13 protein-coding genes are annotated in these 12,157 nt (G+C 63.7%); 3 read left to right on the forward strand and 10 right to left on the reverse strand.

All coding sequences use genetic code 11. The annotated features are described in order from the left end of the window. Positions 1-23 precede the first annotated feature (23 nt). Positions 24-3,596 (reverse strand): DUF6537 domain-containing protein, encoded by a 3,573-nt coding sequence (locus MacB4_RS00135; protein ID WP_206863893.1) that lies wholly within the window; start codon positions 3,594-3,596, stop codon positions 24-26. A 163-nt stretch (positions 3,597-3,759) separates the two neighbouring features. On the opposite strand from MacB4_RS00135, the gene MacB4_RS00140 reads away from it, so the two are divergent. Continuing rightward, positions 3,760-4,107 carry a DUF3088 family protein gene (locus MacB4_RS00140; RefSeq protein ID WP_206863894.1) on the forward strand — a complete coding sequence of 116 codons (348 nt, stop codon included), beginning with the start codon at positions 3,760-3,762 and terminating at the stop codon, positions 4,105-4,107. 46 nt (positions 4,108-4,153) lie between these two features. Here the strand turns inward: MacB4_RS00140 and nth are convergent, their stop codons facing one another. Genes nth through pdhA form a run of 3 tightly spaced genes read right to left on the reverse strand, consistent with a single transcriptional unit; the run spans position 4,154 to position 6,887 of the window. Continuing rightward, positions 4,154-4,807: an endonuclease III gene (gene nth, locus MacB4_RS00145; protein ID WP_206863895.1), complete on the reverse strand. Its 654-nt coding sequence runs from the start codon at positions 4,805-4,807 to the stop codon at positions 4,154-4,156. Positions 4,808-4,845: 38 nt separating this feature from the next. Further along, positions 4,846-5,820: an alpha-ketoacid dehydrogenase subunit beta gene (locus tag MacB4_RS00150; protein ID WP_206863896.1), complete on the reverse strand. Its 975-nt coding sequence runs from the start codon at positions 5,818-5,820 to the stop codon at positions 4,846-4,848. An 8-nt stretch (positions 5,821-5,828) separates the two neighbouring features. Then, entirely contained in the window at positions 5,829-6,887 is a 1,059-nt protein-coding gene (gene pdhA, locus MacB4_RS00155; RefSeq protein ID WP_206863897.1) for a pyruvate dehydrogenase (acetyl-transferring) E1 component subunit alpha, read from the reverse strand. A gap of 130 nt (positions 6,888-7,017) precedes the next feature. On the opposite strand from pdhA, the gene MacB4_RS00160 reads away from it, so the two are divergent. Beyond that, positions 7,018-8,418 (forward strand): aspartate aminotransferase family protein, encoded by a 1,401-nt coding sequence (locus MacB4_RS00160; protein WP_206863898.1) that lies wholly within the window; start codon positions 7,018-7,020, stop codon positions 8,416-8,418. Here MacB4_RS00160 and MacB4_RS00165 read toward each other — a convergent pair. After that, positions 8,379-8,690: a Dabb family protein gene (locus MacB4_RS00165; RefSeq protein ID WP_206863899.1), complete on the reverse strand. Its 312-nt coding sequence runs from the start codon at positions 8,688-8,690 to the stop codon at positions 8,379-8,381. The genes MacB4_RS00160 and MacB4_RS00165 overlap by 40 nt on opposite strands. 90 nt (positions 8,691-8,780) lie before the next feature. Here MacB4_RS00165 and MacB4_RS00170 point away from each other — a divergent pair, with 90 nt between their 5' ends. Beyond that, entirely contained in the window at positions 8,781-9,446 is a 666-nt protein-coding gene (locus MacB4_RS00170) for a polymer-forming cytoskeletal protein (protein ID WP_206863900.1), read from the forward strand. Between the two features lie 47 nt (positions 9,447-9,493). On the opposite strand, the gene MacB4_RS00175 is transcribed toward MacB4_RS00170, so the two are convergent. From MacB4_RS00175 to MacB4_RS00195, 5 genes are read right to left on the reverse strand one after another with little or no spacing between them, the layout of a single operon-like run. Continuing rightward, the gene (locus tag MacB4_RS00175; protein ID WP_206863901.1) at positions 9,494-10,384 is read right to left on the reverse strand and encodes a Kdo hydroxylase family protein; all 891 of its coding nucleotides are present in this window, start codon (positions 10,382-10,384) and stop codon (positions 9,494-9,496) included. 60 nt (positions 10,385-10,444) lie between these two features. Beyond that, complete coding sequence (locus MacB4_RS00180) at positions 10,445-10,648, reverse strand: hypothetical protein (protein ID WP_206863902.1); 204 nt, start codon at positions 10,646-10,648, stop codon at positions 10,445-10,447. A 34-nt stretch (positions 10,649-10,682) separates the two neighbouring features. Next, on the reverse strand, positions 10,683-10,949 hold the full coding sequence (rpmB, locus tag MacB4_RS00185; protein ID WP_206863903.1) for a 50S ribosomal protein L28: 267 nt from the start codon (positions 10,947-10,949) through the stop codon (positions 10,683-10,685). Positions 10,950-10,965: 16 nt separating this feature from the next. Beyond that, positions 10,966-11,193 (reverse strand): 30S ribosomal protein S18, encoded by a 228-nt coding sequence (rpsR, locus tag MacB4_RS00190; protein ID WP_024806988.1) that lies wholly within the window; start codon positions 11,191-11,193, stop codon positions 10,966-10,968. 34 nt (positions 11,194-11,227) lie between these two features. After that, positions 11,228-11,908: a TraR/DksA C4-type zinc finger protein gene (locus MacB4_RS00195; protein ID WP_206863904.1), complete on the reverse strand. Its 681-nt coding sequence runs from the start codon at positions 11,906-11,908 to the stop codon at positions 11,228-11,230. Between the last annotated feature and the right edge of the window lie 249 nt (positions 11,909-12,157).

Genomic DNA, 12,157 nt, shown 5'->3' on the forward strand with positions numbered 1-12,157 from the left:
ATCGACTGCGCAGGCGCTACCGCCTATCCGGCGGCCGATCGACCGGAAGTTGACGATTCGGCCAAGAGCCGGTCCGCCTGTGCGCGCGCCTCCTCCATCTTGCCATACCGGAGCTCGCGGTATCCCCGGACCGATTCGGGCAGCCGCAGGATCGCAAGCCATCGGTGATACTCGGCAGGCGAGGAGAAGCGGAAGCGTTCAAGGAGCCCGCAATACCAGTCGCGAAAGCCGCGCTCCTTCTGGTGCCATCCGACCAGGATCCGGCGCAGGAACTTGGCTTGCCGCATCAGCCGGAGCATCCAGTCCCGCGACTCCATCCGGAAGCGGAGGCGGAGCGGTCCGAGGATGAACTCCGGCCGGGTCATGTGTCGATAGACGAGGCGATCGCCCCGCGCGGGGTCGACCCGAAAATGCTCCCGGTCTCTCTCTTGCTTTGCTTTCGAGGTCAAGAGGCGAGCGACCTCGACTTCATCCTTGATCGCCATCACGCGGTGCGCGTTCCAGATCGCCGCCTTGGTGGCCGCCATTCCGAATTGAGCGGAATCCTTCGCGGCGACCGCTCGAACGAGCGCGACGTACCGTTCGGCATAAGCGGCGTTCTCATAGTGGAAGAGATCCCGAATGCGAACGATGAAGTCGCGCAGGTCCGATTCCTCGAGCGGAAGGCCGGCGATCCCCCGGGTAATGCACTGCCAGAGGCGTTGGCCGAGCTCCTTGCCGGGCGGGCCGCCTTCTTCCAGGTCCTCCAGGCTCTTGGCAATCTCCTGCTGAGGGGTGGCGGGCTCGGAAGGACGCGAGAACTCTTCCGGGTGCTGGGCCAGGTAGCGGCCGAAGAGAAAGGCCCTCCAATTGGTGGCGGCGGAGCCCCCCATCGTCTGCTGGATGGCCCATTCCAAGCTTTCCTGCGAGAGAGGAAGCTCTCCCCGCTGGAAGGCGATCCCGACGAGGATGATGTTCGCGTAAAGCTTGGTGCCGAAGATCCGTTCGGCGAACGCGGAAACCTCGCAGGGGAAAAAGCGGCGCGGGTCGGTCGTCTGCCGGATCCGTTCTTCCAGCTCTCGCACGCAAAAATCGTCCCGGCCGAGCAAGCCCAGCACGGTCGGCGTCTTGGAGGAGTTCAGGATGACGCCCGTCCGATCGGGCGTCCCGACCCGCAGCCGACCAGAGCCATCGAGGGCTCGGGCGGTTTCGAGTGGATCGAGGCCCAAGATCAGGTCGACATCGCCATAGAGGGGAATCGCTGTGGTGGGCGGCGCTCCCTCGCTCCGGTAGACGATATGCGAGTAGACGGCTCCGTTTCGAATCGCCAGGCCGTTCCGATCGCAAAAGAGGACCTGATACCCTTCGCGATGTCCGGCGCGAACGAGCACGGCAGCCGTGCTGGCGATGCCCATCCCGCCTACCCCCGTCAGGAAAAGACGGTGGGTTCCGGCGAACCCTCGGGGGGAGGGAGCCGGAAGGGTGTCGAAGGCAAGGGAGTCGAGGACCGAGCTCGGCCGGCTCCCGCGCACCACCGTGACCTCCTCGAAGGCGGGGCAGGCGTAGAGCTTCGTGCAGGCCCCGTCCGCGACGCACCAGGAAAGATCGGTTTGCACCTTCCGGCCGAAGTCGGTCTCGGTGAAGGTCAGTCCCGGGCAGCCGGTGCTCGTCGTGCAGGCCAGGCAGTATTCGCAGACTTCCGGGGTGATGTGGATGTAGCGTTTCTGGGGCAGGAAGCCCTTCTTCCGAATCTCCTCACGCTCCTGGCGGGTTTCCCGGCGATGGGTCAGGATCCCACACTCCTTGTCCGCGATGATGACCTTTACCCCATCCCGGAGCACCGACTCTTCCAGCAGCGCCCGATACTGGTCGCGCAAGCCCGGGTTGACGCGGATGACCTCGCAGCGCCCTTCGGTGGTGATCGCTTCCACGACCTTGTCGATGTTCTGCGTGAAGGTCGAGTTTCCCAGCAGATCCCTTTCCAGGCCCGGGGTCGTCTGGTGGCCCGTCATCGCCGTGGTGCGATTGTCGAGAATGATGTAGGCGAGATCCTGCCCATTCTTGATCGAATTGGAGATCGCAATCTGACCCGAGTGGAAGAAGGTCGAGTCCCCCATGAAGACGATCTGCTTGTTGCGAATGAACGGGTCGATGCCGAGGCCGGTCCCTCCGCCCAGGCCCATCCCGCTGTAGTTGTGCATCAGCGACTTGGTCGGCTCGAACATCAACATCGTGTAGCAGCCGGTGTCTCCGTGAAAGACGAGATCGACCGGCTCCCGCCGATGCCGGCGCCGCATGTAGTCCGGATCGCGGAAATCGCGCTGGATCTCCAGGAAGACCGAGGCCGAATCCCGATGGGGGCATCCCGGGCAGAAGGTCGGAGTCCTTGCGGGAAGCTGCCAGGAAGGCCCCGAGGCCTTCTGGAGACGGTCGAGGCAGTCGCGCACCGCCTTTTGCCGGGAGGGGTCCCCCACAGGAGTCAACAGAGGGCCGATCCGCTCGATGAGGAGGGAGGGATGGAGTCCGCCGTGGGTGGGAATGCCCGGCAGATTCCTGGGAAGGGTCTTTCCCCACACCTTCTGGAGGACGCCGGCCTGTTGCAGCGCGAGGCAGATCGCCTCCTCCAGGAACGGACGGCGTTCCTCCACGACGACGAGCTCTTCTACTTCGCTGGCGAAGCGGAGAAGGACCTGCGGGTTGATCGGGTAGGTGAGCCCGAGCTTGAGAACGGGAACCTCGCCCAAGAGTCCCAGCTCCTGCAGGGCCTGCTCGAGATAGGCGGCGGCCATCCCGGAGCTGACGAGGCCGAATCGGTGCCGATTCTGCGAATGGCGGAAAGGGAGAACTCGGTCGACCTCCCATTCCTCGGCCGCGGCCCAGAGACGCCGGTACCGGGCTGCGAGGTCTTCCTCTCGTCGGCCCGTCCTCGGCGGAAGGAGGACTCGCGACTCGTAGTCGATCGTTGCCGTGTCGAGCGCCACGGGGCTGAGCGCGTTGATGCGGGGAAAGTGGTTGCGCCGGACTTGGACCGAGCCGCCCCCGTCCGCCTGGTTGGTCGTCACCAGGTAGGTCACATAGAGGCCGGCTCTCCGGGAGAGGTGGAAGCCGATGTCGATCCAATCCTTGAGCTCTTGGAGCGTGGCCGGCTCGAGCACGGGCATATGCAGATGCTGCGAAAGGTAACGGGAGTCGGCCGGAACCTGGGTGGAGTCGTTCCAGGGATCGTCTCCGACGATGACGAGGCAGCCGCCTTCTGGATGCGCCCCGCTCAGGTTCCCCAAGGCCAGCGCGTCGGCGGCCACATGGAGCCCGACACTCTTCATGACGGCCACGGCGCGCAGGCCGAGCATCTGCGAGCCGTTGAGCATCGCGGCGGCCAGGGCCTCGTTGTTGGCGAGGGTGGCCTGCATGCCATGGGCCTGAAAAAGGCCCGCAATGGCCTCGACCGTATCGAAGATGCCGGAGACCGGGGAGCCGGGATAGCCGGTCCACAGGTGCGTGCCTCCCTCGGTTTCCAGAAGCCCTTTCACCATCGCCTCGTTTCCGGTGAAGACTTCGCAGCCGTCTTCCTGAAGGAAACGGGGATCGGCGGCGGAAACCACGCTTTTAGTCGCCATCGAGTCCTCCATTCCATAGAGAGAGTTGGGCCTTCTGTAAACGCTGAAGTTCCGGCCATGAGGAGCCGGCATTCCCCTTGGGGAGGTGGGAGCCAGGAGCGGTTCGGCGAAACGGGGGAAGAAGCGAGGTGCGCATTCTGGTCCCGGCCGGTAGAATGGAGGCATGAACGATCTCCTCTTCCTCCTTGCTCCGGGATTCCAGGACGGGGAAGGAGCGCCCTACTACTGTCCCCACTGCGCGATCTTCGAGGGGCTTCTCGCCCTCTACCCGAAGCTTGGGGAGGCTCTCGCCGTCCGCCGCGTGGGCTATCCCCGTCCCCGGCCCGAAATTGTCGAGCGGCTCGGAGAAGCGCATCAGTCTTGCCCGGTCCTGATCCTCCAGCGGGAGCTTCCCCTCGCCTGCTCGGACCTCCCTTGGCAAGAAGCCAAGGGCCGCCTCTTCCTGGACGATCCCCAAGCGATCGGGAACTACCTTTCGCGAGCCTACGGAATTCCTCGTCCGCACCGTTGAGCGCTGCTGGGGACAAGGAGGAGGTCGACCCGAGAAACGGGCGAACCTACGATGCCGTAGCGCGCTGCGGATAGGGGCAGAGGTCCCGCAGCTCGCAATGGGGGCACCTGGGGTTGCGCGCGAGGCAGACCGCCCGGCCGTGGGCCTGCAGGAGGTGGCAAAAGGCGACCCGGTCCGAGGTGGGCACGAGTGCGAGGAGATCGGCCTCGATCTTGTCGGGGTCGGTCTGATCGGTGAGCCCGAGCCTTCCCGAGACCCGTCCGACATGGGCATCGACGCCGATCGCGGGTTGGCCGAAGGCATTGCCAAGAACGATGTTCGCTGTCTTCCGCCCGACACCGGGGAGGGTGAGAAGATCCTCGAGCCGGTCGGGAACCTCTCCTCCGAACCGCTCGATGAGCGCACGGCATGCCTTTTGGATCGCACGGGTCTTGTTGCGATAGAAGTTGATCTTTCTGAGCTCTTCCTGGAGCCGCTCCTCGGGCAGGGCAGCCCAGTCGGCAGCGCTCCGATACTTGCGGAAGAGGGGAGCCGCGACCACATTCACGAGCTCGTCCCGGGCCTGAGCCGCCAAGATCAGCGCCACCAGGAGCTCGAGTGGATTGGAAAAGGCGAGGGCGAGCCGGGCGTCCGGGTAGAGGCGGCGGAGGATGGAGAGAATCTCGGTGACCCGGCGGCGTTTTCCTTCGGTGGATTCCATTCCCATTCCCGTGGCCCGCCCGGGCCGATCCCCACCCGTCACCGCAGGACCTGGCGTGCCGCGGCGAGGATCCTCTCGACATTCGGAAGGACTTTGGCCTCGAGCGCCCCGTTGTAGGGCTGCGGGAGATCGAGCCCTGTCACCCGGAGGATCGGAGCATCGAGCCAGTCGAAGAGGCGGTGTTGGACATCGTAGGCGACCTGAGCGCCCCAGCCGGAGAACGGCTTGTTCTCCTCGACGATCACGAGCCGATTGGTCTTCCGGACCGATTGCGCGATCCGGTCGAAATCGTAGGGCTTGATCGTCCTCAGATCGAGCAGATCGGCTTCCCTGCCTTCTGCGCCGAGCACCTCCGCCGCCGAAAGGGCGGTGTGCGTCACGTAGCCCGCGCTGACGATCGTCAGGTCGGAGCCTTCCCGGCAGATCCGCGCTTGTCCGATCGGGGTGAGGTACTCTTCGTCGGGAACCTCGCCTTCGATCCCGTATAGACGCTCTCCCTCGAAAAAGAAGACGGGGTTGTTCGAGCGGATCGAGCTCTTGAGCAGCCCTTTGGCGTCATCGGGAAAGGCCGGGCTCACGACCGTGAGGGCCGGGACTCCGGCAAACCAGCTCTCAGGGCAGTGGGAGTGGGTCGCGCCAATCTGCGTGCCTCCGCCGCTCGGCCCGCGGAAGACCATGGGAAGGTCGAACTGCCCACCGGACATGAATCGAAGGGAGCCGACATTGTTGACCAGCTGGTCGAAGGCAACGAAGGAGAAGCTCCAGTTCATGAACTCGACGATGGGACGCAGGCCGTAAAGGGCTGCCCCCACCGCAAGCCCCGAGAAGGCGGCTTCGCTGATGGGCGTGTCGAGAACGCGCTTGGCGCCGAAGCGCTGCAGAAGCCCTTGGGAGACCTTGAAGGCGCCCTGGTACTCCGCGACCTCCTCTCCAATCAGGAAGACCGAGGGATCCCGCTCCATCTCCTCAGCCATGGCTTGGTTGAGGGCTTGGCGATAGGTGATCTTAGCCATGGCAGGATTCAGAGGTCGCTATAGCGCGGCCGCGGGATCGGGTCAATCTGGTCTTCGGGAGAAAATGGGAGGGAGAAGGCAAGATCAAGATCGGGTTCCGGGCTCTCCTCCGCGAAGGTGAGCGCGTCCTGAGCTTCGGCCCGAGCCTCCCCATCAATCTGCTTGGCCAGAGACTCCGAGAGGACCTGGCGCTCCTCGAGCCGTTGCCGATAGAGGAGGATCGGATCGCGCTTTTTCCACTCCTCGATCTCCTGCTTGGTCCGATAGGTATCGGGATCGGACATCGAGTGCCCCCGATACCGGTAGGTAGCGACTTCCAGCAGGGTCGGCAGATGCTCGGTTCGCGCCAGGCTTACCGCTTCGGCCACCTTCTCGCGCACATCTTCGACATCCATGCCGTTGGCCGTCCGCCCGGCCAGGTCGAAAGCCGATCCCCGGTTGACCAAGGGCAGCCCGGCCGAGGAGCGTGAAACGCTCGTCCCCATCGCGTAGTCGTTGTTTTCGATCAGGAAGACGATCGGGAGCTTCCACAAGGAAACCAAGTTGAGCGTCTCCGAAAAGACCCCTTGGTTCACGGCTCCTTCGCCAAGGAGGCAGAGGGTGATCCCCCCGGTGCTCTCATATTGCTGGGCGAAGGCGAGGCCCGCTGCCAGGGCGGTATGAGCCCCCACGATCGCGTGCCCTCCGTAGAAATGGTTCGCCCGGTCGAAGAGGTGCATCGACCCGCCCATCCCCCGCGAGCAGCCGGTCTTTTTTCCGAGCAGCTCCGCCATGCAGGCTCGCGCGGGGGTCCCGCGGGCCAGGGCGACCCCGTGGTCTCGGTAAGCGGTGATCACGGCATCGCGCGGTTCGAGAGCCGAGAGGGCGCCCACGGCGACCGCCTCCTGCCCGATGTAGAGGTGGCAGAATCCCTTGATCTCGGCTCGCATGAAGGCCTGAGCCGATTTTTCTTCGAAGCGGCGGATGCGAACCATCTGGCGGTAGAGATCGACCTGGATCTCGGCGCTCAGGGACGACGCGGGCGCTTTTAGCTCCGCAACGGCTACACCAGGACCTTCCGCTACCATAATCTCTCCTGCCTCCTTGTTTCGAATGGCGATTGGGCGGCGCCTTCCGCCTGCGCCCGTCCGTCGCCGCGCCTCTTGCGCTTTCCCCCTCTACAAAGCATATTTCGGACCCATTGGCAATGAGCCGGCCATGATTCCCGCACAAAAGACGCAGATCCCGGGGCCCCGCTCCTCCGAGCTTTGCACCCGGCTGCGTCGGTGGGAGTCCCGGAACGTGACCTTTCTTTCTGCGGACTTTCCGATCTTCTGGGAGCGTGCGGAAGGGGTGAACGTCTGGGACGTCGACGGAAACCGCTATCTCGACCTGACGGCGGGATTCGGCGTGGCGGCCCTGGGATACTCCGTTCCCGGGATCGCCCTCGCCGGCAGGACGCAACTGGAGCGGCTTGCCATCGGCATGGGGGACGTCCATCCCTCTGCGGAAAAGGCCAGGCTTTTGGAGGCCCTTTCCCGGGTCACCTTCGAGGCCTGGGGCCGGGGGGAGGCCAAGTCGATCCTCGGCTGCTCGGGCAGCGATGCCGTGGAGGCGGCGATGAAGACCGCATGCCTGGCGACGGGGCGCCCGCAACTGATCGCTTTCCGGGGGAGCTATCATGGGTTGGCCTACGGGGCAATGGAGGCGACCGAGCTGGGCGATTTCCGCAAGCCTTTCTTGGAGCAGATGGCTGGGCGGGTCCGCTTCTTGCCCTTCCCGAACTGCTGGCGGTGTCCCTGGGGCAGGGGCGAGCGTCCTTCGTCGGAATGCGATCCGGGTTGCCGTTCCGCTCTGGCCGCGGAGCTGAAGGCGGCCTTGGCGACCCGGGCTGCGGGAGCCATTCTCGTCGAGCCGATGCTTGGGCGGGGAGGCATGGTCCCGCCTCCCGATTGGTTCCTGCCGCTCCTGCGCGAGGTGGCGGATGAGGAGGGTGCGCTTCTCATTCTCGATGAGATCTTTACTGGATTTTTTCGTACCGGGCCCCGGTTTGCTTGCGAACGGTGGAAGGTGGTGCCCGATCTGCTCTGCGTCGGGAAGCCGCTCGGAGGCGGTTTCCCGATCTCGGCCTGCATCGGCCCGAGGGAAGTGATGGACGTCTGGCCGGAGTCCGATGGAGAGGCGCTTCACACGAGCACCTTCCTCGGAAGTCCTCTCGGCTGCCGGATGGCCTGCGCTTTTTTAGAGGAGATCGAGGAGCGGTGCCCGGGGTTGGCCGTGGAAGAAAAAGGCGGACGGCTGCTGGCCGGGCTGCGCGATCTGACCTTTCCGGGATCCCCCCTGCGGCACGCACGGGGATCCGGGCTCTTTGCGGGCGTGGAGGTGACGGACGAAGGGGGCAGGCCGAATCCCGCGTTAGCCGGAAGGTGGAGCACCGCGCTGTTGCAAGCGGGCGTGATTCTGCTGGCGGGTGGCCCCGATCGTCATGTGCTCTCCTTTACTCCCCCGCTGGTCGTCACCGGGGAGGAGCTGGACTGGTCGATCGCCGCCCTGCGCTCCGTCCTGGAACGCCTGATCGCTCAGCCGGGCTCCTTGCCGCTGTCCATGTCGAAGCTGTAGCGGATGACCCGCTTGGCATGCGCATCGAGGATCTGCCGTTCGAACTGATAGTAGATTGCGTTGCGCTGCACGAACGCGAGCTTCTCGAGCGAGTCGATGTCGAAGGAGAGGAAAAGGGAGAAGGGATCGGCGGGATCGAGGTTTCGGCCTACGCGCAGGTTGTGGATATCCGGAAGCTTGAGCAGCAGGATCCGAATCTCGATCAGGAGCTGATCTTGCTCGGCCGCAGTGGTGGAAGGGAGCGTTTCTAGAAAGCAGATGTGATGAATCATGACGGGCTCGCTTATTGGTGGTGCCGCAACAATCGAATGCTCCCCTTAGCATAGGGGAAGGGCAAAGGCAAATTTCCTCGACAGGGTCGCATGGCGGCGGCAAAGCTTTCCTCGATGCTCGGCAAGCTCTTGAAAAAAGCGGAGCTGGCGAAAAAAGCATCCGCCGCCCCTCGTCCCGAGGATTCCTCCCTGCTCGCGAGTGTCTCTCCTCACGAGAAGCCTTCCTCATCCCGGGCCTTGCCTCTTGCTGCTTCGCCGCGACCCGCGCGAGCGAACCCGGAGTTGCTCCTGGCCGGTGCCGGCCGGGTCGTTGCGTCAACCGCCCCGATGCCGGAATCGTCGACACGCGGGCAGGAGGCGAGCTTCCTTGGGGCTGGGGTGCAGCTCCGGGGAGCGCTTGCTTCTTCCGGCGGGCTCGTCCTCAACTGCCGCTTCTTGGGCACGGTTTACGCCCCGGAGGGGATCGTCTGGATCGGTCCCGAAGCGGACGTACGGGCGGACATCAGAACCATGGACCTACAAGTGGAAGGGAAGGTCCGAGGCAGCCTTTCGGTCCAAAATTCGCTCGACTTGCGGAAAGGAGCCGACGTGCAAGGGAGCATTCGATGCCTGCGCCTGCAGATCGCGGAAGAAGCCGTCTTTCGAGGCCCATGCGAATGCTTCCCTCCGGAGCCGAGCCGGCCGGGGAAGACACCCCGTGGACCGGATCTGTACGGCTTCTTTATGACCGCGCGGATCGCCTCGGTGCGGATCTAAGACGCGGGGACACGAGCCGCATGGCTGCGCAATCCCGCAGAAGCTCCTCAACGGCTGGGCGTGCAGAGAGGGCGTCCCACGATGTCCTCCAGCACGGTGAGCGGGGATAGCTCGGGATGCCGCAGGGCCGCCCGCGGCAGGTGAAAGGTCTGTTCCAGCAAGTACTGGCCGGAATCCACCGCGTGGAGCGCCTGGTCGGTAAAGCACATCCAGGTCGTGTGCGGAGGAAAGGCGAACGGCTCCTGCGGGCTCTGCCGCTGATACTCCATGTCGAGCTTGCCCTGATCATGGAGACCGAGCATGTAGTGGTCGTAGAGGCTGCGGTATCCCTTGGTGACTCCAGTGAGGGAGAGCAGGAAGCGCGAGGCCGGAATCGGTGAAGCGACGCGGGGGGCAAACCGCTGGGCGTACTCTCGAAACCCTTCCCCGATTCGCCAACAGCGGGGCTTGCCCTCCGGGTTGACATTGCTGAACACCCGCAGGATCCGCCGGCCCCCCGTCGGACGAGAAGGGAAGGCGTCGACATGAAGACGGGTGTCATCCTTCCGGTAGGAGGAAGCTCGGCCGGCGATCTCGATCGGCCGAAAGCTCGTCCTCGCCTGCATCAGAGAGGCCGCGTAGGTCGGGAAGAGGTTCAAAAGAAGATCGCGGGTGCTGTCCGCGTATCGGCGAAGCATCCGCGAAAGAGCGGTCTTCTCGGTTTCGCTCCCGCTGACTCCCCAAATCTTGCCGGTTTCCCGCTCAAAGCCGATGTTCTTTGCCCCACCCGAGCTCCATGTGGGCCGAAGAAACGCCTCTTCCTCCGGCAAGAGCGCGAAGGCGAGGTGAGGGAAGTAGAGGACCCGTCCCTCTTCCAGGTTGTCGATCGCCCGGGCTTGTACCTCCGCGGGAACGGCCTGCGTCCAGGAGTCTCCGGGCAGCTCAAGGATCGAGCTCATGGTCGTATCGACGGCGATTCACGGGAACGCGGCCAGGTAGACTTCGCGCAGGCCGAGCGGCTACCGGCTCTTTTTGAGGATCGGCAGGCCCGTTCGATCGCTCTCGGATACCACGTATCCTTTGGGAAGAGCATCGATGGCCCCGTCACGCGGCTGAGTGGAGAAGAAATAGAGAGTGACTTTGTGGCCGTTGCGCAGGGTCTGCTCGCGGGCATGCAGGTAATAGGTTTTTCCGGACTTTTTGCTAACGACATGGAACGGCATGAATCTTCCTCCTCGGCATTATCCCCTCATTCGCTTACTCTAAAATCCCCGCTTCCCGGAGGGTCGCATAGGCTCCCTTTTTGCTGAGCGTCTTGAGCCCTCGAGCCGAAAGCCGCAGGGAAACCCATCGGCCGAGCTCCGGGATAAAGAGCTTCTTTCTGCGCAGGTTGGGAAAAAAGGTTCGGGGTGTGTTTGCGGTGACGTGGGTGCCGATGCCCCCTTCCTTCTTCGGCTTACCCTTGCGCCGGATCGCGTGACCGCGAGTCGGACGCTGACCTAGGATGCAACATCTGCGGGCCATGAAAAACCTTTCTGAGCTACTTCAGGAGCAGCACGTTGCGCGCTCTTTTAATTTCCTGCGTTAGCTTTCTGTGAAGCTTAGCAGGCATCCCCGTGATCCGTCGAGGAAGAATGCGCCCGCTTTCTGTCGTGAACTTGCGCAGGAGATCGGTGTTGCGAAAGTCAATGGCTTCCGCATTGATGTCGACTCTTCGCCGGCTTTCCGTACTCGAACGACGGCTGCGGCCTTTTCTCTTTTTCTTCATTGCGTCCACTCCAACCTGTGACCTGACCTCTGAGTCAATCTCCGGGAGACTCTCGTTCCTCCGACGATTCTTCCTCTTCCTCGGTCGTGGCTTCCGCGCCTTCGCCGAACTGAGGAACCGATTCCCACCGGCGCTCGAACCGGCTCTGCAGCTCTACCTGACGCTGACACTCCACGGTAAAGCGTGCGTGGGGGACCGCCTCCAGCCGCTGCAGCGGGATCGGTTTGCTCGACATTTCGCAAACGCCGTACCTTCCCGTTTCAATCCGCTTGATCGCTTCCTCGACTTCGTAAAGTGCATCTTGTTCCTGCGAAAGCAAGCTCAAGGCAAAATCCTTGTCGTAAGCTTCGGTCCCCGCATCCGCCTGATGCATTCCGAACCCGCTCGCCTCGCTGCCTTCCGGACGAACGCGCAGGGAGTCCTGAGCGATGCCCTGCATCTGCCCGAGAATGTCATCGCGCAACTCGACCAGCCGCTGCCGCTGCTTTTCCAGGAAAGCTTGGCGACGCTTCGGCGGAAGATCGGCGAGCGTAAGCGTGGACGGCGCCTCGAAAGCTTCTTCTTTTGCTTTCCCGCCGGCGGGTGGCTCCCCATGCTCGCCCTTCTTCGAGTTCGCTTTCTTCGCAAGAGGAGCGGCCGCGGGTGACCCTGCGCCCGTTTCTTCGAGCTTCTCCGTCGTCTCCTTCGCGGTCTTCTTGCTGCTTTTCCCAGGCATCGCGCCGGACAATATGCGAAGGAGTGCTGTCTTTGCCAAGGACTTTTTCCTCGATTCCAGCTCTTGCCGCGCTTTTTCCCGTCTCGCTGCAGCGAGCGCCCCAAGGGGGGGCTCTGGTCCCCCGGCGATTCCTGTGAATCGGCGGCATGGCAGAAGGCGCCCGTGCTTCCTGCCCATGGGCTCGGCCGGGTTCGAAGGCTCCGGGCTCGTTTTCCTGGGATGGAGGATCCAAAACGAGTAGATTGACCC

The sequence above is a fragment of the Methylacidimicrobium sp. B4 genome (assembly GCF_017310545.1).
In the GTDB taxonomy this organism is placed as follows: Bacteria; Verrucomicrobiota; Verrucomicrobiia; order Methylacidiphilales; family Methylacidiphilaceae; genus Methylacidimicrobium.